General features: G+C 63.6%; 24 protein-coding genes. 14 read left to right on the top strand and 10 right to left on the bottom strand.

Translation table 11 applies throughout. From position 1 onward, the window contains the following. Window positions 1-6: 6 nt before the first annotated feature. Entirely contained in the window at window positions 7-1509 is a 1503-nt protein-coding gene (gene glpD, locus AC0L4C_RS00260; RefSeq protein ID WP_473401504.1) for a glycerol-3-phosphate dehydrogenase, read from the bottom strand. After that, window positions 1506-2297 carry a DeoR/GlpR family DNA-binding transcription regulator gene (locus tag AC0L4C_RS00255; protein ID WP_473401503.1) on the bottom strand — a complete coding sequence of 264 codons (792 nt, stop codon included), beginning with the start codon at window positions 2295-2297 and terminating at the stop codon, window positions 1506-1508. Before AC0L4C_RS00255 ends, glpD begins: the two co-directional genes overlap by 4 nt. A gap of 163 nt (window positions 2298-2460) precedes the next feature. On the opposite strand from AC0L4C_RS00255, the gene AC0L4C_RS00250 reads away from it, so the two are divergent. Beyond that, a complete protein-coding gene (locus AC0L4C_RS00250) occupies window positions 2461-3396 on the top strand; it encodes an AEC family transporter (protein ID WP_473401502.1) in 936 nt (311 codons plus the stop codon). A 2-nt stretch (window positions 3397-3398) separates the two neighbouring features. On the opposite strand, the gene AC0L4C_RS00245 is transcribed toward AC0L4C_RS00250, so the two are convergent. The 3 genes from AC0L4C_RS00245 to AC0L4C_RS00235 are packed head-to-tail and all read right to left on the bottom strand — an operon-like array spanning window position 3399 to window position 6572. Next, window positions 3399-4232 (bottom strand): transglutaminase family protein, encoded by an 834-nt coding sequence (locus tag AC0L4C_RS00245; RefSeq protein ID WP_473401500.1) that lies wholly within the window; start codon window positions 4230-4232, stop codon window positions 3399-3401. After that, on the bottom strand, window positions 4232-5176 hold the full coding sequence (locus tag AC0L4C_RS00240) for an alpha-E domain-containing protein (protein ID WP_473401499.1): 945 nt from the start codon (window positions 5174-5176) through the stop codon (window positions 4232-4234). The genes AC0L4C_RS00245 and AC0L4C_RS00240 overlap by 1 nt, the downstream gene beginning before the upstream one ends. A 1-nt stretch (window position 5177) precedes the next feature. Beyond that, window positions 5178-6572 (bottom strand): circularly permuted type 2 ATP-grasp protein, encoded by a 1395-nt coding sequence (locus AC0L4C_RS00235; protein ID WP_473401498.1) that lies wholly within the window; start codon window positions 6570-6572, stop codon window positions 5178-5180. 177 nt (window positions 6573-6749) lie between these two features. Here AC0L4C_RS00235 and AC0L4C_RS00230 point away from each other — a divergent pair, with 177 nt between their 5' ends. Together AC0L4C_RS00230 and AC0L4C_RS00225 are read left to right on the top strand one after the other, a co-directional pair. Continuing rightward, window positions 6750-7679 carry a 2-hydroxyacid dehydrogenase gene (locus AC0L4C_RS00230; protein WP_473401497.1) on the top strand — a complete coding sequence of 310 codons (930 nt, stop codon included), beginning with the start codon at window positions 6750-6752 and terminating at the stop codon, window positions 7677-7679. A gap of 76 nt (window positions 7680-7755) precedes the next feature. Beyond that, complete coding sequence (locus AC0L4C_RS00225) at window positions 7756-8550, top strand: SDR family NAD(P)-dependent oxidoreductase (RefSeq protein ID WP_473401496.1); 795 nt, start codon at window positions 7756-7758, stop codon at window positions 8548-8550. A gap of 69 nt (window positions 8551-8619) precedes the next feature. Here AC0L4C_RS00225 and AC0L4C_RS00220 read toward each other — a convergent pair whose 3' ends face one another. Continuing rightward, window positions 8620-9705 carry an ABC transporter ATP-binding protein gene (locus AC0L4C_RS00220; protein ID WP_473401494.1) on the bottom strand — a complete coding sequence of 362 codons (1086 nt, stop codon included), beginning with the start codon at window positions 9703-9705 and terminating at the stop codon, window positions 8620-8622. Further along, window positions 9693-10745, bottom strand: a complete 1053-nt coding sequence (locus tag AC0L4C_RS00215) for a substrate-binding domain-containing protein (RefSeq protein ID WP_473401493.1) — start codon at window positions 10743-10745, stop codon at window positions 9693-9695. Before AC0L4C_RS00215 ends, AC0L4C_RS00220 begins: the two co-directional genes overlap by 13 nt. Window positions 10746-10909: 164 nt before the next feature. Here AC0L4C_RS00215 and AC0L4C_RS00210 point away from each other — a divergent pair, with 164 nt between their 5' ends. The 4 genes from AC0L4C_RS00210 to malG all read left to right on the top strand — a co-directional run bounded on the left by AC0L4C_RS00210 (window position 10910) and on the right by malG (window position 16317). Then, entirely contained in the window at window positions 10910-12571 is a 1662-nt protein-coding gene (locus AC0L4C_RS00210) for an alpha-amylase family glycosyl hydrolase (RefSeq protein ID WP_473401492.1), read from the top strand. 57 nt (window positions 12572-12628) lie between these two features. Beyond that, window positions 12629-13807: a maltose/maltodextrin ABC transporter substrate-binding protein MalE gene (gene malE, locus AC0L4C_RS00205; protein WP_473401491.1), complete on the top strand. Its 1179-nt coding sequence runs from the start codon at window positions 12629-12631 to the stop codon at window positions 13805-13807. Between the two features lie 66 nt (window positions 13808-13873). Continuing rightward, window positions 13874-15427 (top strand): maltose ABC transporter permease MalF, encoded by a 1554-nt coding sequence (gene malF / locus AC0L4C_RS00200; protein WP_473401490.1) that lies wholly within the window; start codon window positions 13874-13876, stop codon window positions 15425-15427. Then, window positions 15424-16317 carry a maltose ABC transporter permease MalG gene (gene malG, locus AC0L4C_RS00195; protein ID WP_473401489.1) on the top strand — a complete coding sequence of 298 codons (894 nt, stop codon included), beginning with the start codon at window positions 15424-15426 and terminating at the stop codon, window positions 16315-16317. Before malF ends, malG begins: the two co-directional genes overlap by 4 nt. On the opposite strand, the gene AC0L4C_RS00190 is transcribed toward malG, so the two are convergent. The 3 genes from AC0L4C_RS00190 to AC0L4C_RS00180 are packed head-to-tail and all read right to left on the bottom strand — an operon-like array spanning window position 16314 to window position 18860. Beyond that, entirely contained in the window at window positions 16314-16616 is a 303-nt protein-coding gene (locus AC0L4C_RS00190; protein ID WP_473401488.1) for a hypothetical protein, read from the bottom strand. The two genes, malG and AC0L4C_RS00190, sit on opposite strands and share 4 nt — an antisense overlap. Window positions 16617-16647: 31 nt before the next feature. Further along, window positions 16648-17700 carry an AbrB family transcriptional regulator gene (locus tag AC0L4C_RS00185; protein ID WP_473401487.1) on the bottom strand — a complete coding sequence of 351 codons (1053 nt, stop codon included), beginning with the start codon at window positions 17698-17700 and terminating at the stop codon, window positions 16648-16650. Further along, window positions 17697-18860: a M20 aminoacylase family protein gene (locus AC0L4C_RS00180; protein WP_473401486.1), complete on the bottom strand. Its 1164-nt coding sequence runs from the start codon at window positions 18858-18860 to the stop codon at window positions 17697-17699. The genes AC0L4C_RS00185 and AC0L4C_RS00180 overlap by 4 nt, the downstream gene beginning before the upstream one ends. A 198-nt stretch (window positions 18861-19058) precedes the next feature. On the opposite strand from AC0L4C_RS00180, the gene AC0L4C_RS00175 reads away from it, so the two are divergent. From AC0L4C_RS00175 to AC0L4C_RS00145, 7 genes are all read left to right on the top strand, one after another. Further along, entirely contained in the window at window positions 19059-19817 is a 759-nt protein-coding gene (locus AC0L4C_RS00175) for an electron transfer flavoprotein subunit beta/FixA family protein (RefSeq protein WP_473401485.1), read from the top strand. After that, on the top strand, window positions 19817-20752 hold the full coding sequence (locus AC0L4C_RS00170) for an electron transfer flavoprotein subunit alpha/FixB family protein (RefSeq protein ID WP_473401484.1): 936 nt from the start codon (window positions 19817-19819) through the stop codon (window positions 20750-20752). The genes AC0L4C_RS00175 and AC0L4C_RS00170 overlap by 1 nt, the downstream gene beginning before the upstream one ends. 66 nt (window positions 20753-20818) lie before the next feature. Then, on the top strand, window positions 20819-22003 hold the full coding sequence (locus tag AC0L4C_RS00165; RefSeq protein ID WP_473401483.1) for an amino acid aminotransferase: 1185 nt from the start codon (window positions 20819-20821) through the stop codon (window positions 22001-22003). 81 nt (window positions 22004-22084) lie between these two features. Continuing rightward, window positions 22085-22738: a fructose-6-phosphate aldolase gene (fsa, locus tag AC0L4C_RS00160; protein WP_473401482.1), complete on the top strand. Its 654-nt coding sequence runs from the start codon at window positions 22085-22087 to the stop codon at window positions 22736-22738. A gap of 3 nt (window positions 22739-22741) precedes the next feature. Further along, the gene (locus AC0L4C_RS00155) at window positions 22742-23821 is read left to right on the top strand and encodes an Mrp/NBP35 family ATP-binding protein (RefSeq protein ID WP_473401481.1); all 1080 of its coding nucleotides are present in this window, start codon (window positions 22742-22744) and stop codon (window positions 23819-23821) included. After that, window positions 23818-24240, top strand: a complete 423-nt coding sequence (locus tag AC0L4C_RS00150) for a GNAT family N-acetyltransferase (protein WP_473401480.1) — start codon at window positions 23818-23820, stop codon at window positions 24238-24240. Before AC0L4C_RS00155 ends, AC0L4C_RS00150 begins: the two co-directional genes overlap by 4 nt. A 137-nt stretch (window positions 24241-24377) precedes the next feature. Then, the gene (locus tag AC0L4C_RS00145) at window positions 24378-25685 is read left to right on the top strand and encodes a GH1 family beta-glucosidase (RefSeq protein ID WP_473401479.1); all 1308 of its coding nucleotides are present in this window, start codon (window positions 24378-24380) and stop codon (window positions 25683-25685) included. Window positions 25686-25703 lie beyond the last annotated feature (18 nt).

Genomic DNA, 25703 nt, shown 5'->3' with positions numbered 1-25703 from the left:
TTCCCCTCACTTATGTCTCGAGGCCATGTAGGCATCGAGACGCGCGCTATCCTGCGGGGAGACCCGCAGTCCCAGCTTTGTCCGGCGCCACAACACGTCGTCGGCCGTGTGCGCCCATTCCTCGTCCATCAGATAGTCGACTTCGCGAGCATACAGGTTCGAGCCGAAGTTGGCGCCCAGGTCCGCTTCCGAGCTGGCCGCGCCAATCAGTTGCGCGGAGCGGGTGCCATAGAGGCGCAGGAGCCGGCGCGCATGCCCTGCATCGAGCCATGGATGCGCCTGCTGAAAACGGGCCAGTTCGGCTTCGAACCCGGTGGTCTCGAACTCGCCGCCCGGCAGCTTGGCACCCTTGGTCCACCGCGGCCCCATGCGGCCGATCAGCTTGCCGAAGCCATCCACCACTTCCTCGCTGAGGTGTCGCGACGTGGTGAGCTTGCCGCCGAAGACGTTGACCAGTGCGCCGCCGTCTTCGGCTTCGGTGCGGATGACGTAGTCGCGCGTCGCCTCCTGGGCAGCGCTGGCGCCATCGTCGAATAGCGGACGCACGCCGGCAAAGGTCCAGACGATGTCGTCGCGCACGACCGGCCGGGCAAAATACTCGCTGGCCGCCGACAGCAGGTAGTCGGTTTCTTCCGCACTGATTTCGACCGGGCCCGGTTCGGCATCGTAATCCTGGTCGGTGGTGCCGATCAGGGTGAATTCGCCTTCATAGGGAATGGCAAAGATGATCCGGTTGTCGGCGTTCTGAAAGATGTAGCAGCGGTCGTGATCGAAGAGCTTCTTGACCACGATGTGGCTGCCCTTGACCAGCCGGACATGCTTGACGTCATTGCGCCCGAGGGCATGGTTGATCACGTCGTCGACCCATGGACCACCGGCATTGACCAGCAGGCTGGCCGACACGGTTTCCAGGCCCCTTGGTGTCTGCACCTTGATGGTCCAGCCATCCTCGCCTCGTTGCGCCGAGATGACCTTGGTTCTTGTTGCGATCCGCGCCCCGCGATTTTCCGCATCCTTGGCGTAGAGCGTCACCAGTCGCGCGTCGTCGACCCAGCAGTCCGAATACTCGAAGGCCGTGGCATAGCCTGGCTTGAGGGGCTTGCCCGTCACATCGGTGCGCAGGTCCAGCGTCCTGGTCGGCGGTAGCAGCTTGCGTCCGCCCAGCGTGTCATAGGCCAGCAGGCCAAGGCGCAGAAACCAGGCAGGCCGCAGTCCCTTGTAATGCGGCAGCACGAAGCGCAGGGGCCAGATGATATGCGGCGCCGAGGCCCACAGCACTTCACGCTCCGCCAGCGATTCCGCCACCAGCTTGAACTTGTAGTGTTCGAGATAGCGCAGTCCACCGTGCACGAGCTTGGTGGCGGCCGACGAAGTGCCGGACGCCAGGTCGTTCATCTCGGCCAGCATGACCGAGTAGCCGCGGCCCGCAGCGTCGCGGGCGATGGCCGTGCCGTTCACACCTCCGCCAATCACGAAGACGTCGTAGCTTTGCAGCGGGGCGTTGGTCACTGGGTTACTCTCACTTCTGCGCTTGGCGAGGCGATTTCGATGCGCACGGCAGATGCGGTGCAGATCTCGACAATATGGGGGGGAGGTGGCGCGTCGGTGACGAGCACATCGATCTGTTCGAGGTGACCGATGCGCACCGGCGCGGTGCGTGTGAATTTCATGGCGTCGGCAACGAGAATGGTCTTGCGCGCCGTCGCAATGATGGCCTGCGCCACTTTGACTTCGCGAAAATCATAGTCGAGCAGCGTTCCGTCAGCGTCGATCGCCGAGGCGCCGATCACCGCGTAGTCCACGCGGAACTGCCGGATGAAATCGACCGCCGCCTCGCCCACGACTCCGCCGTCGGCGTGGCGGACGACCCCGCCGGCGATTACGACTTCGGCGTCGGGGACCGTCCGCAGGATATTGGCGACGTTGATATTGTTGGTGAGCACCAGAATGCCCTGGTGCCGGCGCAGGGCCAGCGCCACTTGTTCGGTGGTGGTGCCGATGTTGAGGACGATCGACGCCTGATCGGGAATCTGTGCGGCCGCGGCAATGCCAATCAGGCGCTTGCCTTCGGCGGCCTGCTGCCGGCGTGCCTCGTAGGCGAAGTTGACCACGCCGGACGGGATGGTGGCGCCGCCATGCAGCCGCTCCAGCAGGCCGCGATCGCACAGCACATTGATGTCCTTGCGGATCGTCTGCGGCGCGACGCCGAACTGTGCTGCAAGCGTGTCGACCTCAACGCGACCATGCTGGCGCGCCAATGTCATGATTTCAGCTTGCCGCGCAGTCAGGGCGTTCATCGATGTCCCTCTCCATCGCTTCTTAGGGCGTCAGCCGGCATCACTTCAAGCGAAATAAGTGCGATTGAGGTTCGTTTAAGTTCATTTTATCTGATGAGGAAGGTAGCATTGACCAGCGCGGCTGCAGGGTGCACTAGGAAACCTCCTCCCGCCGCGGCTCCCCATGCTTTCCATCCTTTACGTCGTCCTGCCGGTCTTTGCCCTCATCACGCTGGGCAATCTCGCGGTGCGTTTCCGGCTGTTTCCGTCCGAGGGGGTTCGCGGGCTGGTGCAGTTCGTCAACAACTTCGCCACCCCGTGCCTGCTGTTCAACGCCATGGCGACAGCCGACTTTGCCACCACCTTCAACTGGGGCGTCATCCTGCCGTTCTACGCGGGAGCCTTCGCCTCCTTCGTGCTGGGCATCTTCATCGCCATCCGCTTCTTCAAGAACCGTCCGGGCGAGGGGGTGTCCTCCGGCTTTTCGGCGATGTTCACCAATACCGTGCTGATCGGCATCCCGATCCTGCAGCGCGCCTATGGGCCCACGGCGCTGGCCACCGCTTTCACCATCATTGCCTTTCACGCCTCGGTGCTGATCACCGTGGCCATGCTGGTGATGGAACTTGTGCGCCGCGATGGTGCGCCGCTGCACAAGGCACTTGGCGTGGCCTTCATCCGCATCATCTCCAACCCCTTACTCTGGGGCATCGTCCTCGGCGTCGGCGCAAACCTGGCCGGCATACAGTTGTTTGAGCCGGCCCAGGCCTTCGTCTCGATGATGGCAGCAGCGGTGACGCCGGTGGCGTTGTTTGGCCTCGGCGGGGCCCTCAACGAATACAAGCTCTCGGACAACTGGGGGCAATCCCTCAGCATGTCCCTGCTCAAGCTGGTGCTGCAGCCCCTGATCGCCTGGACGCTGATGGTGCCGATCCTGCATGTGGACCATGAGATTGCACGCTACGGCGTGCTGCTGGCCGCGATGCCCTCCGGCATCAATGCCTACGTCTTCGCCACCTACTACAATCGCGGCGTCAACGTGGCGACCAACACGGTGCTGATCTCGACAGTGCTCAGTATCCTCACCGTCTCGTTCTGGCTCTTCGTGCTGGGTATCTGACCCTACTGGTTGATGTCGATGCTCAGGCCGACCACCTTGGGTTCGCCCAGCACCGGCACGGAACGCACCGGAATGGCCGAGACCGCGTCGAGCGCGGCAGCAACCCGGACGTGTCGTTCCTCCGGGCAGATGTTGAGCATCGCGTCGAAACCGATCCAGCCCAGACCGTCGTCCCAGGCCTCGGCCCAGGCGTGAAAACCCTCACTGTCACCATCGTCAGATGCCAGATAGCCACTGACGTAGCGTGCCGGAATGCCGAGCGAACGCACCGCACCAACGAAGGCGTGGGTAAAGTCCGCGGCCGTCGGTGGTTCGGGAGCGTCCTGCGCCTGCGCCTGGCTCTGGCTCTGGCTTTGGCCGCCCTGGCTCTGGCTTTGACCCTGGATTTCTGACGGCGCCTCGGGAGCCAGAACCTCGCCGACGCGGGCCATCAGGTCGTGCAGGAGCGGAATGCGATCCTTGCCGGCAATCGAGGCCGTCCGAAATCTCGAGGTCACGGCGCCGATCGCCCTCGCCGCCGGAGTCATGCGACGAAACAGGGCAGGGACGGGTTCGCCCGCGATCCGGCCGACCACGCCACTGCGATCATGGGTTTCGACGATGCCTTGCACCGAGATGAACAGCTCCGCGTCCGGATTGGTCTGGCTTGCCAGATGCGCCCGGTTACCGAAGGCGTCAACAAAACCGGAGGGGTCATCGAGCCCTTCGACCTCGACCTGCCACTCGCGCACCGTCTGCACACTGCTCGTCTGCGGCGTCAGCAGCAGGTGCTGGATCGCCCGCGCGGCGCCTTCCCCAAGCTCAATGCGGATCTGGTGTGAAATCGCTATCTTCATCAGTAGAAATTATAGCTTTCGCTCAGCGTTTCGGTGACGCGGCTATTTCGCGCGATGAACTCGGTTAGATACTCGTGCAGGCCATGTGAGAAAATCCGGTCCATGTCGTTGCCCTTCAGCATGGCCTCGACCTCCGCCGCAGCTTCATGACAGGCCAGACGCTTGCCGTAAATGTTCTCCAGCATCTCGAGAGTGCGGGTGATGTGCGAGAAGCAGAACGCCAGCGATCTCGGCATTTCCGGGCGCAGGATCAGGTAGTCGGAAATGTTCTTGGCGCGGAAGCGATCATGGTAGATGTGCCGGTAGCTGCGATAGGCTGACGCTGCGCGCAGGATGAGCGTCCACTGCTGGATGTCGATATCGCCACCGACCTGCGTCGCCCGGGGCAGCAGCACATAGTATTTCATGTCGAGGATACGGGCCGTGTTGTCGGCGCGTTCGACGTAGCCGCCAATGGTCGAGAACGCGTAACCCGCGTCCCGCAGGATGGTCGAGAGCATGGCGCCGCGGAACTGCTGGCTGACGTTCTTGACCCAAACCACCAGTTCCTGCAGGCGACTGCCATGAATATCGCGGGGGCGGATCTGCGAGAACTCGAGCCAGGCCGAATTGATGGTCTCCCAGACTTCGCTGGTCAGAGCTGTCCGCACCGAGCGCGCGTTGGTACGGGCCGCCAGCAGGCAGGAGCGAACCGACGACGGATTGGCTTCGTCGAACAGCATGAAGTGGCTGACGGAGGCGACATCGGCGACCTCGTGGATCGTCTCGAACTGTTCGTCGACCTCGGCTGCCTGCATCATCGACACGAGGTGTTCACTCGCCCCGCCTTCACGGCGCGATGTCAGGCTCATGCGGTAGCCGACCTCGAAAAGCCGGGCGATGTTGTCCGCGCGCTCTACATAGCGCGACAGCCAGAACAGGTTTTGTGCGGTACGTCCAAGCATCTCAGTCTTCCAGCACCCAGGTGTCCTTGGTCCCGCCGCCTTGCGAGGAGTTCACCACCAGCGATCCCTTCTTGAGCGCGACCCGCGTCAACCCGCCGGGGGTGATGCGGATTTCATCGCCGACCAGGACATAGGGGCGCAGATCGACATGCCGCGGCGCGATGCCCTTCTTGACGAAGGTCGGGCATGTCGAGAGCGCCAGCGTCGGCTGCACGATGTAATTGTCCGGCCGGGCAATGATGCGCTTCTTGAATTCTTCCCGCATGGCCTTGGTGGAGGTGGGACCGACAAGCATGCCGTAGCCGCCCGATCCGTGCACTTCCTTGACCACCAGTTCCTCGATGTGGTCGAGCACATAGGCGCGCTCGTCATCATTGGTGCAGTTGTAGGTGGGAACGTTGTTGAGCAGCGCCTTCTCGCCCAGATAGAACTCGATGATCTCCGGAACGTAGGTGTAGACGGCCTTGTCGTCGGCAATGCCCGTACCGGGGGCGTTCATCAGGGTGACGTTGCCGGCCCGGTAGGCGTCGAACAGCCCGGGAACACCCAGCATGGAGTCCGGCAGGAAGGTCAGAGGGTCGAGATAGTCGTCATCGATGCGGCGATAGATGACGTCCACCCGCTGCGGGCCGGTTGTGGTCCGCATGAACACCTTGCCGCCCTCGACGAACAGATCGTGGCCTTCGCAGAGCTCTGCGCCCATCTGGTCGGCGAGGAAGGAGTGCTCGAAATAGGCGGAGTTGTAGATGCCCGGCGTCAGCACCACGAGGTTGGGCGACGATCCGGCACCGGTCGGTGCCACGCTTTCCATCGTCCGACGCAGGTTCTCGGGGTAGTTCTCGACCGGCGCGATGTTGAGGCGCTGGAACAGTTCCGGCGCCAGCTGCAGCATCGCCTCGCGATCTTCCAGCATGTACGAGACGCCCGACGGCGTCCGCAGATTGTCTTCCAGCACGTAGAAATCATTTGGTCCGGTGCGCACGATATCCACGCCGATAATGTGCGAGTAGATGCCGCGGGCCGGATCGAGCCCCATCATTTCCGGTGCGAAGGCGGAATTCTGCAGGATCAGCTTCTCCGGCACCCGTCCCGCCTTCAGGATTTCCTGGCGGTGATAGATGTCGTGGAGGAAGGCGTTGAGCGCGCGGACCCGCTGCTCGATCCCTTTGGACAGCCTGCGCCACTCAATTGCCGAGATGATCCGGGGGATGACGTCGAACGGGATCAGCTTCTCGCTGCCCTCGTTGCTGCCGTAGACCGCGAATGTGATGCCCAGGCGGCGGAAGATGGCTTCGGCATCAGCGGCCATCAGCGTCAGTGCTTGTGCGGGCTGTTCCTGCAACCACTGATCGAGAACCTGATAGGGCTCGCGGACAGAGCCGTCCGCGTTGTGCATTTCGTCAAATGGTGACCCTGAGATCTCACACCCCTGCTAGGCTTGCTACGGACGCACTCCATTGCCAATGCTACACATTTGCGGCGGTCCGTCCAGCGCCATAAGTAGGCGGAATGTCTGGGTTGCATCTGATGCCACCCCTGTCCTAGATCACGTCCGGCCCAGGGAGGAGCCATCATGCCCATCGATATCATTCAGACCCACACGCTCCTCGACACCTGCGAGAAGGCCCTGGCCGAGCGCTACACCGTGCACAAGCTGCACGAGGCTGCCGACCGGGAGGCACTGATCGCCAGGGTCGCGCCCAATGTGCGCGCCATTGCCGGCGGTCAGGTCAGCGCCGAACTGATGGACAAGCTGCCCAAGCTTGAGATCATCGCCAACTTTGGCGTCGGCTACGACACGATCGACACCAAGGCCGCCAGGAGCCGCAATATCCGGGTGACCAACACCCCCAATGTGCTCAATGACGCGATGGCCGAGATCACCATCGGCCTGATGGTGGCGCTGGCGCGGCGCATCCCGCAGACGGATCAGTTCGTCCGCCAGGGCAAATGGCTCGCCGGCAGTTTCCCGCTTCTGGGCGAGCTCAACGGCAAGACCGTCGGCATTCTCGGGCTCGGCCGCATCGGCAAGGAAATCGCGATCCGCTGCCAGGCCATGAAGATGCGTGTCGTCTATCACGGCCGCAGCCGGCAGAGCGACGAACCCTATGTCTATTACAGTGACCTCACCGACATGGCGCGCGACAGCGACTGGCTGGTGATCATTGCGCCCGGCGGCAAATCCACCGAAGGCATCGTCTCGCGTCAGGTGCTCGATGCTCTCGGTCCGGATGGGTACCTCGTCAATATGGCGCGCGGCAGTCTCGTGGATGAACCTGCCATGCTGGAGATGCTGCAAACCGGCAAGCTTGCCGGCGCGGCACTCGACGTTTTCGACAAGGAACCGCAGGTTCCAGAGGGTTTCTTCGCCCTCGACAACGTCGTGCTCTCGCCCCATCAGGGCAGCGCCACTCACCAGACCCGCAACAAGATGGGCGCTCTCGTGGTGCAGAATCTGGAAGCGCATTTTGCCGGTGAACCGCTGCTGAGCGCCGTCGTCTGACGCCACCCGTTCATCGGGTTCGCTGCCTAAGCCAGCGACCCCTATTTTTTTCCAGCCCCATTTTGAGGTCTGCCTGATGCTTATCGATCTTTCCGGCCGTGTGGCCATCGTCACCGGTGCCGGTCGCGGTATCGGACTTGAAATCGCCCGCACGCTGGCACGCGAGGGCGTTTCAGTGGTCATCACCGACATTCGCCAGGAGCTGCTCGACAGCGTCGGCGCCGAATGGCAGGCCAATGGCTGGCAGGGCCTGCAGCTCAAGTGCGACGTGCGCAGCGCTGCTGACAACAAGGCCATCGTCGACGTCGTCGACAAGACTTTCGGTCGCATCGATATCTTGGTGAACAATGCCGGCGTTGCCAGCGGTACCCGCGTCGAAGACATGCCCGAGGACACCTGGGACATGAACTTCGACGTCAATCTGAAGGGCACCATGCTGATGTGCCAGGCGGTGATCCCCGTCATGAAGCGCCAGCGCTCTGGCCGTATCCTCAACGCCGCGTCTTTTGCGGCCATCGTTCCCAGCATCGGCGGGGCCGCCTATGCGGCCTCCAAGGCGGGCGTCGAGAGCTTCACGCGCGTGATTGCGGGCGAACTCGGTCCTTGGGAGATCACTGCCAACGCCTACGCGCCGGGCATGATTCCCACCGACATGAATGGTTTTGCCAATCGCTCGCCGGAAGATCAGGAAAGGCTGCTCGACACCCTGACCCTGCGCCGTTGGGGCAAGACCAGCGATGTGGCCAATCTTCTGTGCTTCCTCGCGTCGGACCAGGCCAGTTACATCACCGGTACGCTGATCGACGTGTCGGGGGGCAAGCTGGCGACGCAGATGCCGTGGCTAGCGCATCGCGACGCCAAGCAGGGCTGATCCGCAGGTTGACGACACACATGCCAGCGGTGCGGGACGGGGTGCTGTCCTGCGTCCCGCCGTTGACGGTCAGCCGATCCGCAGGCTTGTCGCCGGATCGAAGTAACTGATGTCCTCCGGGGCGACGGAGAGGCCGATAGTCTGACCGGCGGCGACTTTCATCTTGCCAGGCAGCCGCGTGGTAATCTGCTTCCCGCCCAGTTCCACGGTCGCAAAGGTGTCCGATCCGGAATGCTCCACGGTCACCGGTGTCAGCGACAGATCGCCGTCCGTGCCGCCGGGCATGAAGTGCTCGGGCCGGATGCCGACGATGACATCGCCGTCGGGCAGGCCGGGGCGGGCCGCCAGCCGACTGCCGCCGGTGAAGATCAACATGCCGTCCTGCACGATGGCCGGGACCAGGTTCATCGGCGGTGACCCCATGAAGTCGGCGACAAAGACGTTGGCCGGCTGCTCGTAGATTTCCGCCGGCGTGCCGATCTGCTGGATGACTCCCTGGTTCAGCACGACAATGCGCGTGCCCAGCGTCATCGCCTCGATCTGATCGTGCGTCACATAGACGATCGACGCCGACAGCCGCTCATGCAGGCGCTTGATTTCGCCGCGCAGTTCCACGCGCAGTTTGGCGTCGAGATTGGAGAGGGGTTCGTCAAAGAGGAACAGCACCGGTTCGCGGACCAGCGCCCGTCCCATGGCGACGCGCTGCCGCTGGCCACCGGACAGGGCGCCCGGCTTGCGATCGAGCAGGTGCTCGATCTGCAGCAGCGTGGCGACTTCGCCGATCTTCTTGTCCTGGTCTGCCTTGGGGACGCGCCGCACCTTCATGCCGAAGCCGATGTTTTCCGCGACCGTCATCGTCGGGTAGAGCGCGTAGCTCTGAAAGACCATGGCGATATCGCGATCACGTGGCGGCACCTGCGTCACGTCGCGGCCATTGATCACGATTTGCCCGCCCGAGGTTTCCTCAAGCCCGGCAATGCAGTTGAGCAGCGTGGACTTGCCGCAACCCGATGGCCCGACAAGCACCAGGAAGTCGCCATCGGCCATGTCGATGCTGATGCTCTTGAGCACTTCGACCAGGCCGAAGCGCTTCTCGAGATTGCGGATTTCCAGCACCGGCTGCGCCGGATCCGCCATGTGGTTCACTGCGGCCATGCTTCCCCTCCCCATTTCGGCACCGACCCGGTCGACGCCCGGACGATCAGATCGACCTTGTCGATCCGCTGCAAGCGTTCTGCCGGGACCTTGTTCATGCGCGCCATGATCATCCTGGCGAGCACCGGGCCGGCGTTGCGGATCGGCGCGCGCGTCACCGTCAGGCCCGGCGCAAAATTCTCGCTGCGCAGATGCGGCAGCACGTCGTCATGCGAGATGATGGAAATGTCGGAGCCGATAACGAGCCCCGATTCCGCTGCTGCCCGCATCACTCCGAGCGCCTGCAGGGTCGACGAGCAGACGAAGGCCGATGGCCGCGATGCCTCGTCTTCGCCGAGCATCACCGAGGCCCGGGCATAGGCCGTTTCTTCGCTCATTTCATCATGGCTGCGGAACCGGCCGGGCGTGACCAGCCCGCGTTCGGCCAGGACGCGTTCGAAGGCCACGCTTCGCTGCATGGAAAAGCCGAGCTTTTCCGGGCCGTTGATCAGGGCGACCCGGCGATGCCCGAGCTCCACCAGCAGCCTGGTCGCGGCAGCGAAGGCGCCGTCATTGTCGATGTCGTAGTAGGCGTAGGTGGCATCGTCGACGCCGCGCCCGTGCACCACAAAGGCGACGTCGTGGCTCTGCATGAGGGCGATGCGCGCATCGTCAGGCTCGGGGGCGCTGATGATCATGCCGTCGACTAGTCCATCATTGATGAAACGGCGATAGTGGCTGAGCTGGTCGACTGGCGAGGAAATATGCACCACCAGATCGATACTGCTATCGGCCAGCGCTTCCGACAGCGAGGCAAGAAAATCGACGAAATGCGGGTCCATGCCGTGTCCCGGAGCAGACCGGAAGACAATGCCGACCATGCCGCTCTTGCCAGTCGCCAGACGTTTGGCCGTCTGGTTTGGCGCATAGTTGAACTGCTTGGACGCGGCAATGACGCGGGCGCGCGTCGAGTCACCGACCTCTGGATAACCGTTCAGGGCCCGGCTGACGGTGGCCGGCGACAGGCCGAGATGGCGCGCGAGTTCGCGAAGGGTCGTCAATCCACGCCTCCCCGCAGGATCGATTTAAACCGGTTTGAAGATGACACGCCAACCATGCACTGGCAAGCTGCGGGATAGGGGCTTGGTGGACTTAAACCGGTTTGACAACTTCCGTCTCGGCGCTATGGTGATCGGGCACCGGCGCGCTTTTTGGGAGGAAATGCATGCGGGAATGGTGGCGTGGCGGTGTGATCTATCAGGTCTATCCGCGCTCCTTTCAGGACAGCAATGGCGACGGGATTGGCGATCTGCCCGGTATCCTGCGCCGGCTCGATCACGTTGCCTCGCTTGGGGTGGATGCCATCTGGCTTTCGCCGATCTTCCAGTCGCCGCAGGCCGACATGGGCTATGACGTTTCCGACTACAAGGAAGTCGACAGGCTGTTCGGCAGCCTGGAGGATTTCGACGATCTCATCGCCCGGGCCCATGCGCTTGGACTGAAGGTCATCATCGATCAGGTGCTCTCGCACACGTCAGACAAGCATCCATGGTTCCAGGAAAGCCGCATCTCGCGCACCAATGCCCGGGCCGACTGGTATGTCTGGGCCGATCCCAAGGCGGATGGTTCGCCGCCCAACAACTGGCCTGCCATCTTCGGCGGCCGGGCCTGGGAATGGAACCCGACGCGCGGGCAGTACTACTTCCACAATTTCCTCGCCGAACAGCCAGACCTGAATTTCCACAACCCGGCGGTGCAGGATGCCGTGCTCGATGTCATGCGCTTCTGGCTCGAACGTGGTGTCGACGGCTTCCGCCTCGACACGGTGAACTACTATTTCCACGACGCCAGACTGCGCGACAACCCGCCGTCCAGGACGCCCAAGGACCGGCCGTTCTGGGTCAATCCCTATGACATGCAGGTGCACAAATTCGGCAAGAGCCAGCCGGAGAACATCGCCTTTCTCAAACGCATCCGGTCACTGCTGGACGAGTTCCCCGGCGCCACCACCGTTGGCGAGATCGGCGACAGCGATATCGGGCTGCAACTGATGGAGGAATATACCTCCGGCTCGGACAAGCTGCACATGGCCTACACGTTCGACATGCTGGAGAAGCATTTCTCGGCCGAGCACTTCCGATCGAAGATCTCAGATTTCTTCGAGGGTGCGCCGAACGGCTGGCCGTGCTGGGCCTTCTCCAATCATGACGTCATCCGGCACATGACCAGATGGACGCCGCATTCCAAGTCGGCTCCAGCGCTGGCGCGTCAGGCGGCAGCGATGCTGCTGTCGTTCCGGGGGTCGGTCTGCCTTTACCAGGGCGAGGAACTTGGCCTGCCGGAGGCGGAGATCAACTTCGAGGAACTGACCGATCCGCCCGGCATCCGCTTCTGGCCCGAGTACAAGGGGCGCGATGGCTGCCGCACGCCCATGCCCTGGGAGCGGGGCGATGGGCCGAACGGATTCTCCACAGGCAAGCCATGGCTGCCGGTGAAGGCAACGCATTCGGCGTTGAACGTTGCGTCGCAGGAGGCCGATGCGAACTCGACGCTGCACTTCTACCGGAAGATGATCGCCTTTCGGAAGCAGCACCCGGCGTTTGTGGCCGGCGGCATTGAGTTCTTCAAGGTCGATGAACCGCTGCTGGCCTTCCGGCGGACCGGAACGGGCACGACCTACGTGTGCCTCTTCAACCTGTCTGCCGATCCGCTACAGATCGCCCTCAGAGGGGAGGCGGCGTTGCTGCCGATCTCCGAAGGCGCCGAACGCAGCGCAGACAGCGTTCGTCTCGCGGCCAACGGCTTCGCGTTTTTCGAGGAGACCGCGGGGAGCGGTGCTCTCGACGTCAAGTTCAGTCACCACCCGGCAAACGAGAAGGTGGTCTGAAACCCTGCCCGCCGATATCCGGCGCGGTTACATCAAGATTGTCTGGGAGGACAAGTGATGAAGACAACGATCAAGATCCTGGCGCTGGGCATGGCTGTTCTGCTCGGTTCCACCTCGCTCAGCTGGGCCATCGACAAGGACCAGCTGACCATCTGGGTTGGCCCCAATCGCGAGGAAGACTCGCTCAAGAAGGTGACGCAGAAGTTCGCCGACGAGCTGGGTATCCCCGTCACCGTTGAGGTGGTCGACCCGCTGACCGACAAGTTCCAGCAGGCAGCTGCCACCGGCGATGGTCCTGATATCGTCCTCTGGGCTCATGACCGCTTCGGCGAGTGGGCCGCCGGTGGTCTGATCACCCCGGTCGAGCCAGGGGCTGATTTCAAGGCCGGTGTGCTCGACACCGCCTGGGATGCGGTGAGCTTTGGCGGCAAGACCTGGGGCTACCCGGTCGGTGTGGAGGCGATCGCCCTGATCTACAACAAGGACCTGGTGGATGCCCCGCCGGCGACCTTCGAGGAAATCGCCGACATGCCCGTCAAGAAGGACGGCGTCGCCAAGATCATGTGGGACTACAACAACACCTACTTCACCTTCCCCATGATGATGGCCAATGGCGGCTACGCCTTCCAGAAGAAGGACGGCACTTTCGACGGCAAGGACACCGGCGTGAACAATGCCGGCTCGATCCAGGGCGGCGAAGTGCTCAAGTCCATGATCGATGGCGGCGTGATGCCGGCCGGCGTCGACTACGGCGTCATGGATGGCGCCATGAACAAGGGCGAGGTCGCCATGGTCATCAACGGGCCGTGGGCCTGGGCCAACTTCAAGAGCTCGGGCATCAATTTTGGCGTTGCCCCGCTTCCCAGCGTCGCCGGTGCGGCCTCCAAGCCCTTCGTCGGCGTGACGTCGTTCGCCATCAATGCCGCCTCGCCCAACAAGGATCTCGCGATCGAACTGATCGAGAACTACATCCTGACCGACGAAGGCCTGAACGAGTGGAACGCCGGCGGCAACCTCGGCGCCCTGGCCGATCTCTCGGTGGGTGAGGCCCAGTCTTCCGATCCCAACGTGGCGACCACGCTTGCCAATGCCGCGATCGGCATCCCGATGCCGTCCAACCCCGAAATGGGCGCCTTCTGGTCGGCCATGGGCCCGGCGCTGGGCAATATCACTACCGGTGCGCAGGATGTGAAGTCGGCACTCGACGATGCTGCCAAGCGTATCCTCGGCGAGTAATCTCGCAAGCTGATGACGGTCGGGGCAAAGACGCCCCGACCGTCATCGTCGCAGAGCAGAGGGGGAATGACCATGGTCGACATGGTTGCCGACGCACCGTCGAAAATGCCGCGCAGCAGTCTCGCCTGGATCGGCAGCGCTGTCGTCGCCGCGCTGACCGTTCTGGCGCTCTACGCCGTGTGGATCCTCTACATAACCGGTCAGCCGCTGCTCGCCGCCCTGGTCTTTGCCTCTGCGGTCGGGTTCGCGCTGGTTTTTTCCCTCAAGCACTTCTATGCGACGCGGTTCATCTTTCCCGGCATCGTCGCGATCCTGCTCTTTGTCGCGTTCCCGGTCGTCTATACGATCTATCTCGGGTTCACGAACTACTCGTCATTCAACCTGCTGTCGCTTGAGCGGGCCCAGGCCGTGCATCTCGCCGCGCGCATTGTCGATGCCGATACCGAACGCCCGTTTGCCCTCGTCCCCGACGAAGCGGGCTATCGCGTCTTCCTGCCCGAAGGGGAGGGCGGTCTGCTCAGCGCTCCGGTGGCACTGGACGGGACGTCTTCGATCGTCGATGTGGCACCAGTCGCAGCGACCCCCGAACCCCTCCTTGCCATGCGCGAGGTTGTGCCGCTGCGCGATGCGCTCAGCCAGATCGAGGTCACGTTGCCGGACGGCACGGTGCTCAAGCAGTCCGGCCTGCGCACCTTTGCCAAGACGCAGCCTGAATACGAACTGCAGTCCGACGGCCGCCTGGTCTCGACTGTCGACGGTTCGGTGCTGACGCCTGACGGCAGCCGCGGCTTCTACGTCAACGAGGCCGGGCAGACCGTGCCGCCAGGTTGGCGCGTCGAAATCGGCTGGCAGAATTTCGAGCGCATCTTCACCTCCGAAGGCATCCGTGCGCCGATGCTCTCGATCTTTGTCTGGACGATGGTGTTTGCCACCCTGTCGGTGGTCTTCGGCTTCGCCCTCGGGCTGCTGCTGGCGACAGTGCTGCAATGGCCGCATCTGCGCTTCAAGCCGCTCTACCGGCTGCTACTGATCCTGCCCTATTCGGTGCCGGGCTTCATTTCGATCCTGGTCTTCAAGGGGCTGTTCAACCAGAATTTCGGCGAGATCAACCTCATCCTCGACTTCGTCTTCGGTATCGCCCCCACCTGGAACACCGATCCCCTGCTCGCCAAAGTCATGATTCTCATAGTCAATGTCTGGCTTGGCTATCCGTACATGATGCTGCTCTCGATGGGGTTCCTGCAGTCGGTGCCCGAGGACCACAAGAAGGCGGCTGCCCTCGAAGGCGCCGGTCCGCTGCGGGTGTTCTTCACCATCACCCTGCCGCAGATCCTGCCGCCCTTCCTTCCGCTGCTGATCGCGTCCTTTGCGTTCAACTTCAACAATATCGTCCTGATCCTGCTGCTGACCCGCGGCCTGCCTGACATGCCCGGCACGGTGATCCCGGCGGGGCAGACCGATATCCTCGGGTCGTTCACCTATCGCATCAGCTTCATGGATTCCGGCCAGCAGTTCGGACTCGCCGGCGCCATCACGCTGATCATTTTCCTCGTGGTGACCGTCATCGCCTACGCCAATTTCGTCGCCATGCGACGGGCCACCAGCAAGGGAGCCGCATGATGATTGTCGAGCGTCCACGCGACCTGCTGATCAAGAAGATCCTGGCCCACGGCTTCCTGATCCTCTTCATCGGCCTGATCATGTTCCCGTTCCTCGTGGTGGTGTCGATCTCCTTCCGCGAGGGCAATTTCACCACCGGCTCGCTGCTGCCCGACAATCCCACGCTCGAGCATTGGTCGCTGGCACTGGGCATGCCGTTTACCCGCGCCGACGGCACGGTCGTACAGCCGCCCTACAACGTGCTGCTGTGGATGTTCAATTCGATCAAGATCGGCGCCATAGCCGCGATCGGCGTCGTCGTCATCTCGACCATCTCCGCCTACGCTTTCTCCCGCGTGAAATTTGCCGGCCGCGGCTGGCTGCTCGACGTGATGTTCATCATCCAGATGTTTCCGACCACTCTGGCGCTGGTGGCCCTGTTCGCCATCTTCGACGGCCTCGGCGCGGTGTCGCCGATCCTTGGCATCGACAGCCACTGGGCCCTGATCCTCGTCTACATGTATGGCGTGACGCTGCACATCTGGACCATCAAGGGCTATTTCGACTCGGTCGATCCCGCCCTCGACAAGGCCGCCCAGATCGATGGCGCCACGCCGTGGCAAACCTTTCGGTTCATCTTCCTGCCGCTCGCCGTTCCGATGGTCGCGGTCGTCTTTGTTCTCGCCTTTATCGGCATCATCAACGACTACCCGATTGCCTCGGTGCTGTTGCGGTCCGAGGACAACCTCACCCTGGCAGTGGGCTCGCGTCTCTACCTCAACGAGTTCAAGTATCTTTGGGGCGATTTCGCCGCGGCGGCCATTCTCTCCGGCCTGCCGATCACCGTCGTCTTCCTGCTCGCCCAGCGCTACCTGGTGAGCGGCCTGTCCGAGGGCGGGGTGAAGGGTTAGTCGAGTTTCAGCTCGAACGTATCCTCGTCGAAATACTGCGTATCGAAGCCGCCGCTGCCATCGGGCACCCAGGCTTCGATACAGCCGTCCTCGGTTCGCGTCGCAGTACGGGCGTTGATGCCGCGCTTGCGCAGTTCCATCTTGTCGAAGATTTCCTGCTCCTGCGCGTCGTACTTGCCGCCGATGCTGAACCCGTAGGTGATGGTCAGCCCAGGCTTGGGCACGTCGCAGCGTTCGCGCGCCAGCGTAGGAGATGTGGCGACGAGAATGCCAAAGACGATGAGGAACAGCTGTTTCATGTCCGCATCAAGGCTCATCATTCGGGCGGCATCAGGGCACCGTCTTCTCGCGGACCAGCATGGTGACCAGCGGAATGAGCAGCGTCAGCAGCAGCAGGCGCGATACGTGGTGGGCGGCGATGAAGGCGGTATCGAGACCCAGCGCCACGCCCAGTGCCCCCATGGCCTCGAGGCCGCCTGGGGAGAGGCCCAGCCAGATCTGCGCATAGGGCATGTCGACCAGCATGCTGGCGCCGAAGGCGATCACGGTGACGATCCCCACCGTCATGCCGGTAGCAATCAGCCCGCCTACGGCGGCCCGGATGATCTCGCCACGCGAGATGCCTTCGAAGCGGGCGCCGATGAGCGCGCCGACGAGGACGAAGGTCACGATCACCAGCGGCGCCGGGATGGCGCCCTCGAATACGCCGAGGAGTTTTGCCGTGGTCGCAGCGGCCATGGCGCCCAGCGAATAGGCGGCGGGGACCTTGAGTTTGGTGAAGATGAACCCGACCACGCCGCAGAGCACGATCATGCCTAGCAGCATCAGTGGTGTCGTGTCGTCGACGGACACCGACGCGAAATCGCCGGCGGGCAGGAACAACGCGCCGATCGGTACGCAGATGGTCAGCATCAGCACCCGGATGACCTGAATGATGACGATCTGGCGTGGATCGCCGACGCCCGCCGCTGCAATCCCCATGACAAAGGAGAGATGCCCGGGGAATGACGACAGATAGGCCGTGCCGCGATCCACCTTGAACACCACGCGCAGCATGTAGCCGGTTGCCGAAATGATCAGGATCAGCTCAAGGACCAGGGCGACCATCGTCACCGGCCACTGCGCGATCAGGTTGAGGCTGTCGCGGGCCACGGTGGCGCCCATGGTCAGACCGGTGAGCAGAAAGCCGATATCGCGCAGCCATGCCGGCATCATCACCCGCACGCCCATCACGGCAGCGACCGCCACGGCCAGGGCGCCGCCCATCAGCCAGGCGCCCGGAATGTCGAAGAGCTGCGCGGCGAAGCCGCCGGCAGCCGAGATGGCGATGGTTGTCAGGGTCCGGAGCACCATGGTCCGGACGGGCAGGGCGGGGGCGGTCAATTGCTGCGCGACGCGCCTTCCACCAGCCGGACCCAGTAGCTCACCCCGACCGGAATAATCTCGTCGTTGAAATCATAGGTGTCGGTATGGAGATCGCTGGTGTCTCCATTTCCGAGGAAAATGTAGGCGCCGGGCCGCGCCTGCAGCATGTAGGAAAAGTCCTCGCCGCCCATGCTGGCGTCGGTATTGGCATCGACACGATCCGGACCGGCAATCTCGGTGGCAATGCCGGCGGCGAAGTCGGTCTGGTCCGCGGCATTGACCGTCACCGGATAACCGCGCCGGTAGTGGATCGAAGCGGTGCAGCCGAAGGCGGTGGAGATGTGGTTCACCACGTCCCGGAACCGCTCTTCCATGAAGTCGCGGATTTCCTCGTTGTGGGTCCGGATGGTGCCGGTGAACTTGACCTGGCGCGGAATGACGTTGAACGCGTCGCCCGCCTCCAGCATCGTCACCGACAGCACGGCCGAGCGCATCGGGTCGATATTGCGCGACACGATCGACTGCAGCGCCACGATGATATTGGCCGTGGTTAGTACGGGATCCGTGGCGACATGCGGCTTGGCGGCGTGGCCTCCAACACCATCAATGGTGACGTTGAACTCGTCGGTCGCCGCCATGATGCCGCCGACACGGATACCGAACGTTCCAGTGGCCATCCCCGGCATGTTGTGCAGGCCATAGACTTCCTCGATGCCGAAGCGATCCATCAGTCCGTCCTCAAGCATCGCCTTGCCACCGGCGCCACCCTCTTCGGCGGGCTGGAAGATGACGACGGCATCGCCATCGAAATTGCGCGTCTCGGCCAGGTACTTGGCCGCCCCGAGCAGCATTGCCGTATGGCCGTCATGGCCACAGGCATGCATCTTGCCGGTATTGGTACTGACATAGTCGGTCTGGTTGCGCTCGGTGATCGGCAGAGCGTCCATGTCGGCCCGCAGGCCGATCGTCCTGCCCGGGCCGCGCCCCTTGATCACGCCGACCACGCCGGTGCGCCCGATCCCCGTCACCACTTCGTCGACCCCGAACGATTTCAGCAGTTCGGCAACCCTGGCCGCTGTCCGGTGGACGTCATACTGGAGTTCGGGATGGGCGTGAAAGTCCCGCCGCCAGGCGGCAATTTCGTCGGAGAACTCGGCTACTCGGTTGATGACCGGCATTATCTGTCCTGAAAATCACGTACCGTGCACATTGCCCACCCCCCGCTGGGGGCGTCAACCCGAACGGTCTTCAGCCATTGGTACCACAGGGATGTTTTTCTCTTTCTTGGCCTAGGCTTGGTCCCGTTTTCCCGCCCGCCAACTTGCCCCGGAGCGGTGGATTTGCGATGGGAACAGCGAACTCTTTGAGGAGCCGGCATGAAGATCCTTGTCGCGGTCAAGCGCGTCGTCGACCACAATGTCCGTATTCGCGTCCGCGCCGATGGCACGGGCGTGGAGACCGAGAACGTGCGCATGTCGATGAACCCGTTCGACAAGCACGCCGTCGAAGCGGCCGTGCGGCTGGTCGAAGCCGGCGCAGCGGACGAGATCGTTGTTGTCTCCATCGGGCCCAAGCAGTCCACCGATGTCATTCTGACCGCACTCGCCATGGGCGCGCAGCGTGGTCTGCTGATCGAAACCGACCAGCGGGTCGAGACCCTGGCCGTGGCCAAGCTGCTCCGGGCCGTTGTTGCCGAGGAGCAGCCCGATCTGGTGCTGCTCGGCAAGCAGGCCGTCGATGATGATTCCAACCAGGTGGGCCAGATGCTGGCCGGCCTGCTCGACTGGGCGCAGGCGACCTTCGCCTCCGAGATCAAGCTGGAAGGCACGGCTCTGGAAGTCACCCGTGAGGTGGATTTCGGCCGCACGACGGTATCGATGTCGCTGCCGGCCATCGTCACGGCCGATCTGCGGCTAAACGAGCCACGCAACGCCGGCCTGCCGATGGTCATGAAAGCGCGGCAGAAACCCTTGGCCGTGCGCCCCGCCGGCGAATACGACGTTGACACAACCCCGCGGCTGACGGTGGAGAAGGTTTCTCCGCCCGCCGAACGGGCTGCCGGACGCACGGTTGGCTCGGTCAGCGAACTGGCACAGGTGATTGCCGACGAAGTGTCCGAACTGGAGGCCCTCTGATGGCTGTCCTCGTTCTCGCCGAGCATGATCTCGGCCGGCTCGCGGCTTCGACGGCGCGTGTCATTGCCGCCGCCAGTACTCTTGGTCCGGTTGACGTGCTGGTGGCTGCCGGCGATGCGGGTGGTATCGCGGCCGAGGCCGCGGCGATATCCGGTGTCCAGAAGGTCCTTGCCGCCTCCGGTATCGAGCACGTGCCCTCCGACACGCTGGCTGATCTCCTGGCCGGCCTCGCCGAGGGCTACACCCATATCGTTGCAGCCTCCGCCGCCGCTGGTCGCGACGTCATCCCGCGTCTCGCCGCCAGGCTGGACCTGATGCCGGTGACCGACGTCGTCGCCATTCATGGCCCCAACCGCTTTGACCGGCCGATCTATGCCGGCAATGCCGTGGAGACGGTCTCGTCGGCGCAGTCGAAAAATCTCCTGACCGTGCGCGCTTCTGCCTTCCGTCCCGCGGCGGGCGGAAATGCCGCGCCGATCGAGGTTCTCAATGTCGATGGCGGTACGCGGCAGGTCTTTGTAGCCGACGCCCGGACCACCAGCGCGCTGCCGGAACTGTCCACCGCCCAGATCGTGGTCGGTGGCGGGGTGTCGTTCGGCTCGGCCGAGAAGTTCCAGCTCGTCGAGGGGCTTGCGGAAACCCTTGGTGCTGCAGTGGGCGCGACGCGCGCCGCTGTCGATGCCGGCTATGCCCCCAACGACTGGCAGGTCGGCCAGACGGGCAAGATCATCGCCCCCGACATCTACATTGCCGTCGGCATTTCGGGTGCCCTGCAGCATCTCGCGGGCATCCAGGGCGCCAAGAAGATCATCGCCATCAACACCGATCCGGAAGCGCCGATCGTCAAGATCGCCGACGTGGCCCTGATCGGCGACCTGTTCGAGATCGTCCCGGCCCTGACGGCGGAGCTGGAGAAACGCGGCCTCAAACGCTGATCGGGTTGCATTTCCCCCGGCGCCTCCTCTAAATGCGGCCGACCCCGTTTCCCCTAGAGTTTTCCGATGTTCGAAACCCTCAAGAAGGCTACCCTCGACAAGATTTTCGTGCTGATGGCCGAATATGCCGCCGACCCGCGTCCCGGCAAGATCGACCTCGGCGTGGGCGTCTACAAGGATGACAAGAATATCACGCCGGTGATGCGCGCCGTCAAAAAGGCCGAGCAGCGCATCCTCGATACGGCAACGACCAAGACCTACAAGGGTGTTGTCGGCAATAAGGAATTCTCTTCGGCCATCGTCGATCTGACGCTGGGCGACGTCGTCGACAAGTCGCGCGTGCGCACCGTCAACGGTGCCGGCGGGACGGGCGCGCTGATGATCCTGATGCACGTCCTCGGTCGCGCCCGTCCGCAGGGACGGATCTTCATTTCCGACCCGACCTGGCCGAACCACATCCCGCTGGCCGAGAACGCCGACCTCGACGTGCACTACTATCCGTATTTCGACCCGGCGACGCGCAGCGTCGATTTCCCGGCCATGATGGACGTCATCGACGGCCTGACCGGCGACGATATCGTGCTGCTGCACGGTTGCTGCCATAACCCGACCGGCGCCAACCTGACGCGCGACCAGTGGGACGCGGTGGCCCAGAGCCTGCAGCGCACCGGCGCCTTCCCGCTGCTCGACCTGGCCTATCTCGGCTTCGGCGACGGGCTCGAGGAAGATGCCTATGGCGTGCGCAAGATCGTGTCCTCCGTGCCCGAGTCGATGATCGCTTTCTCCGCTTCGAAGAATTTCGGCCTCTATCGCGAGCGGGCCGGCGTGGCGATTGCCATTGCGGCCGACGCCGAGGCCGCCGACGTGGTCTCCAGCCAGATGCAGAATATCATTCGCGGCACCATCTCGCAGACGCCTGACCACGGCGCCGAGATCGTCCGGGTCATCCTTGAGGACAAGGACCTGCGGGCCGAGTGGGAAGCTGAACTCACCGAGATGCGCGAGCGCATGAACCGCCTGCGTGCCAAGCTCTCCGCGGCGATCCGGCAGAAGTCCAACTCCAAGGACTTCGACTTCATCGCCGAGCACTCGGGCATGTTCTCCCTGCTCGGCCTCCCCGGGGACGTGGTCCAGCGCCTCAAGACCGAGGACGCGGTTTATATGATCAACGACAGTCGCATCAATGTCGCCGGAATCCCCGAGGATCGCGTCGACGAACTGGCCGACATGTTGCTGGCCGCCATTGGCTAACTCTTGCGGCCTGCCCTTGCGGTGGGCCACAATCTGCATACCTGAGTGCATGACCATCATGTTTCCTGGAGGGGAACGAAAATGAAGTTTTTCGTCGATACGGCCGAAATCGCTGACATCAAGAAGCTTTACGAAACCGGGCTGCTCGACGGCGTGACCACCAATCCGTCGCTGGTTGCCAAGTCCGGTCGCAACTTTCTCGAGGTGATCGCCGAGATCTGCGCCGCTGTGCCGGGGCCGGTGTCGGCCGAAGTGGCATCCACCGAATACGAGGGCATGCTGGCCGAAGGCCGCAAGCTCGCCAAGATCGCCAAGAACGTCGTGGTCAAGGTGCCGCTGACCGTCGATGGTCTGCGCGCCACCAAGACCTTCACCGATGAAGGCATCAAGACCAACGTGACGCTGTGCTTCTCGCCCAACCAGGCGCTGCTCGCCGCCAAGGTAGGTGCCAGCTACATCTCGCCGTTCATCGGCCGCCTGGATGACATCAATCTCGAGGGCATGGAACTGATCGAGCAGATCCGGACCATCTACGACAATTACGGTTTCAAGACCGAAATCCTTGCTGCCTCGATCCGCTCGCCGAACCACGTGACGCAGGCAGCGATTGCCGGTGCCGATGTTGCCACCATCCCGCCGGCGGTCATCTACAAGCTTGCCGATCATCCGCTGACCAAGTCGGGCCTCGAGCAGTTCGTCAAGGACTGGAAGGCAACGGGCCAGTCGATCCTGTGATCCATGGCTGATCCGCGTATCGCCGAGGCCGTCAAGGCGGCCTTGGCCAATGTCGAGATCCCCGGTGGCGGGCCACTCGCCGGCTATGGCGGTCTCTCCGAGATCATCGTGACGTCGGGCGCGGTTGCGTTCGCCATCTCGGTCGCGCCCGGCATGGAGGCCGCCTTCGGCCCGGCCCGTGTTGCTGCGCAGGCGGCGGCCGAGCAGGTGGCCGAGGGCCGCAAGGTCATGGTGTCGGTGACATCGGACCGCAATCAGGCGGCGACCGGGCAGGCCAAGGCGCAGGGGCGCCCCGGTCCCCCGGCCAAGGAGCCGGTCCCCGGCATCCGCCATATCATTGCCGTCGGCTCGGGCAAGGGCGGCGTGGGCAAGTCGACAGTCGCCGTCAATCTGGCGCTCGGCCTCGCTGCGGAGGGCCTCCGCGTCGGTATTCTCGACGCCGACCTCTACGGTCCGTCCATCCCGAAGCTGCTTGGGCTCGAGGGCAAGCCGGCTGTGCGCGAGGACGGCATCTTCGCGCCGCACGAGGCCTATGGTCTCAAGGCCATGTCGATCGGCTCCATGCTGACGGCTGACCAGGCGGTGGTCTGGCGCGGGCCGATGGCGACCTCGGCGCTGCGGCAATTGCTGCGCGAAAGCGACTGGGGCGACCTGGACGTGCTGGTTGTCGACCTGCCGCCGGGCACCGGTGACATCCAGATCTCGCTGATCCAGCAGGTGCCGCTCGCCGGCGCCGTCATCGTCTCGACGCCCCAGGACCTGGCATTGATCGACGCCAAGAAGGCCATCGACATGCTCAGGCGCACCAGCATCCCGCTGCTCGGGCTGGTCGAGAACATGAGCTACTTTGTGGCGCCCGATACCGGCACCCGCTACGACATCTTCGGTCATGGCGGCGCCCGGGCTGCGGCCGCGCCGCTTGGCCTGCCGTTCCTCGGCGAGGTGCCGCTGCATATGGCGATCCGCGAGACCTCCGATGCCGGCCGGCCGGTCGTCGCGACCGTTCCGGACAGCGCCGAGGCCCAAGCCTTCCGTGCCCTTGCCACCCGTATCCTTTCGGCCCATCCAGAATTGCGGGCATGATTACAATCCGGTCCGCCGGACGCGGCGACATACCAGCACTGGTCACCATCGACCCCCTGTCGCTGACCGACATCGACCGCCGGCAGTCGATTGCCCGCTGGGCCGCCGCGGGGCAGTGCTTCGTCGCCATCCGGGACGACAAGCCGGTCGGCTATGCGGCGCTGACCAACGGGTTTTTTCATCAGCCCTTCATCGAGATGCTGATTGTAGCCGAGGGCAGCCGCCGCTCCGGAGTGGGTCTGGCGCTGGTCCGGCATTGCATCGAACTGACGTCTAGGGAACTCAAGCTCTGGAGCTCCACCAATGCCTCCAACAGCCCGATGCGGGCGCTGCTGGGCAAGGCAGGGTTCGTCCAGAGCGGCAGCATCGAGGGTCTCGACGAAGGCGATCCCGAACTGGTGTTTCTGCTCCGGCGCTAAGCCCGAAGATACGCTCGAGACACCTCCTCCCGGCCCGGTGACAAGTCGGAATCCGGCTGCTATGTAATCGATTGCATAGGCGGGCTTACCGTCAGGATTGAGCGGCCGGCGCAAGTCCGGGCCGCCGGGGAGGGAAGATGTTTTCTGTCGATCGCAAGGATTTCGGACCCAATTTCGTGTTTGGCGCCGCGACCGCTGCCTACCAGATCGAGGGTGGCCAGACCGATGGCCGCGGTTCGTCCATCTGGGACACGTTTGCGGCGACCCCCGGCAACGTCAAGAACGCCGACGATGGCAGCATGGCCTGCGACCACTACAACCGCTGGCCCGAAGACCTCGACCTGATCCGTGATGCCGGCTTTGACGCCTACCGCTTCTCGCTGGCCTGGCCACGCCTGATGCCGGAGGGGGCAGGGGGGGTGAACCAGGCCGGGCTCGACTTCTACGACCGGCTGATCGACGGCATGCTCGAACGCGGCCTCAAGCCCTACGCCACCCTCTACCACTGGGATCTGCCCAGCGCGCTGCAGGACAAGGGCGGCTGGATGAACCGCGACATTGCCGGCTGGTTCGGCGACTACGCTGCCCTTGTGGCGCGGAACTTCGGCGACCGCCTGCACGCCACCGCGACCATCAACGAGCCGTGGTGCGTCGCCTTTCTCAGCCATTTCCTCGGCATCCACGCCCCCGGCTATCGCGACATGCGCGCCGCCGCCCGCGCGATGCACCATGTGCTCTTCGCCCACGGCACGGCCATCGACGCGTTGCGCTCGGAGGGTGCCAAGAACCTCGGCATCGTCCTCAACCTCGAAAAATCCGAGCCCGCCAGCGACTCCGAGCAGGATCAGATGGCCTTCGACTACGGCGATGCGCTCTTCAACCGCTGGTACCTGGGCGGGGTCTTCAAGGGCCAGTATCCGGACATCCTGACCAAGGCGCTCGAGAGCGTGATGCCCGCCGACTGGCAGCGGGACATGGAAGTGGTGAGCCGGCCGCTCGACTGGGTGGGCATCAACTACTACACCCGCGGCCTCTACAAATATGACGCCACCCGGCCGGTCTTCCCGGTGGGGCAGGTGAAGGGCGACCTGCCCAAGAACGACCTCGGCTGGGAAATCTATCCGCAAGGGCTCACCGATCTCCTGGTCCGCGTGGCGCGCGAATACACAAAGCTGCCGATCTACGTAACCGAGAACGGCATGTCCGAGGATAATGACGAGCGGCGCGTCGACTTCTACGATCAGCACCTTCAGGCGGTGAAGGCCGCCCAGCAGCAGGGCGCTGACGTGCGCGGCTACTTTGCCTGGTCGCTGCTCGACAACTACGAATGGGCGGAGGGTTACTCCTCCCGTTTCGGCATCGTGCATGTCGACTACGAGACCCAGAAGCGGACACCCAAGGGCAGCTATCGGGCCTTCCAGGGCATGCTCCACAACAGCCGCTGAAACCGGTCGATTGTGTCC

It is taken from the genome of Devosia sp. J20-27 (genome assembly GCF_055808595.1).
The sequence above is the reverse complement of the archived record's forward strand: the minus strand, read 5'-3'. Positions and strand labels throughout refer to the sequence as shown.

What these genes read in the sequence shown, in the direction of transcription:
- AC0L4C_RS00255 (WP_473401503.1), bottom strand. Translation starts at nt 2,297, where the DNA reads ATGAACGCCCTGACTGCGCGGCAAGCTGAAATCATGACATTGGCGCGC.
- AC0L4C_RS00250 (WP_473401502.1), top strand. Translation starts at nt 2,461, where the DNA reads ATGCTTTCCATCCTTTACGTCGTCCTGCCGGTCTTTGCCCTCATCACG.
- AC0L4C_RS00245 (WP_473401500.1), bottom strand. Translation starts at nt 4,232, where the DNA reads ATGAAGATAGCGATTTCACACCAGATCCGCATTGAGCTTGGGGAAGGC.
- AC0L4C_RS00240 (WP_473401499.1), bottom strand. Translation starts at nt 5,176, where the DNA reads ATGCTTGGACGTACCGCACAAAACCTGTTCTGGCTGTCGCGCTATGTA.
- AC0L4C_RS00235 (WP_473401498.1), bottom strand. Translation starts at nt 6,572, where the DNA reads ATGCACAACGCGGACGGCTCTGTCCGCGAGCCCTATCAGGTTCTCGAT.
- AC0L4C_RS00230 (WP_473401497.1), top strand. Translation starts at nt 6,750, where the DNA reads ATGCCCATCGATATCATTCAGACCCACACGCTCCTCGACACCTGCGAG.
- AC0L4C_RS00225 (WP_473401496.1), top strand. Translation starts at nt 7,756, where the DNA reads ATGCTTATCGATCTTTCCGGCCGTGTGGCCATCGTCACCGGTGCCGGT.
- AC0L4C_RS00220 (WP_473401494.1), bottom strand. Translation starts at nt 9,705, where the DNA reads ATGGCCGCAGTGAACCACATGGCGGATCCGGCGCAGCCGGTGCTGGAA.
- AC0L4C_RS00210 (WP_473401492.1), top strand. Translation starts at nt 10,910, where the DNA reads ATGCGGGAATGGTGGCGTGGCGGTGTGATCTATCAGGTCTATCCGCGC.
- malE (WP_473401491.1), top strand. Translation starts at nt 12,629, where the DNA reads ATGAAGACAACGATCAAGATCCTGGCGCTGGGCATGGCTGTTCTGCTC.
- malF (WP_473401490.1), top strand. Translation starts at nt 13,874, where the DNA reads ATGACCATGGTCGACATGGTTGCCGACGCACCGTCGAAAATGCCGCGC.
- malG (WP_473401489.1), top strand. Translation starts at nt 15,424, where the DNA reads ATGATGATTGTCGAGCGTCCACGCGACCTGCTGATCAAGAAGATCCTG.
- AC0L4C_RS00190 (WP_473401488.1), bottom strand. Translation starts at nt 16,616, where the DNA reads ATGAAACAGCTGTTCCTCATCGTCTTTGGCATTCTCGTCGCCACATCT.
- AC0L4C_RS00180 (WP_473401486.1), bottom strand. Translation starts at nt 18,860, where the DNA reads ATGCCGGTCATCAACCGAGTAGCCGAGTTCTCCGACGAAATTGCCGCC.
- AC0L4C_RS00175 (WP_473401485.1), top strand. Translation starts at nt 19,059, where the DNA reads ATGAAGATCCTTGTCGCGGTCAAGCGCGTCGTCGACCACAATGTCCGT.
- AC0L4C_RS00170 (WP_473401484.1), top strand. Translation starts at nt 19,817, where the DNA reads ATGGCTGTCCTCGTTCTCGCCGAGCATGATCTCGGCCGGCTCGCGGCT.
- AC0L4C_RS00165 (WP_473401483.1), top strand. Translation starts at nt 20,819, where the DNA reads ATGTTCGAAACCCTCAAGAAGGCTACCCTCGACAAGATTTTCGTGCTG.
- fsa (WP_473401482.1), top strand. Translation starts at nt 22,085, where the DNA reads ATGAAGTTTTTCGTCGATACGGCCGAAATCGCTGACATCAAGAAGCTT.
- AC0L4C_RS00155 (WP_473401481.1), top strand. Translation starts at nt 22,742, where the DNA reads ATGGCTGATCCGCGTATCGCCGAGGCCGTCAAGGCGGCCTTGGCCAAT.
- AC0L4C_RS00150 (WP_473401480.1), top strand. Translation starts at nt 23,818, where the DNA reads ATGATTACAATCCGGTCCGCCGGACGCGGCGACATACCAGCACTGGTC.
- AC0L4C_RS00145 (WP_473401479.1), top strand. Translation starts at nt 24,378, where the DNA reads ATGTTTTCTGTCGATCGCAAGGATTTCGGACCCAATTTCGTGTTTGGC.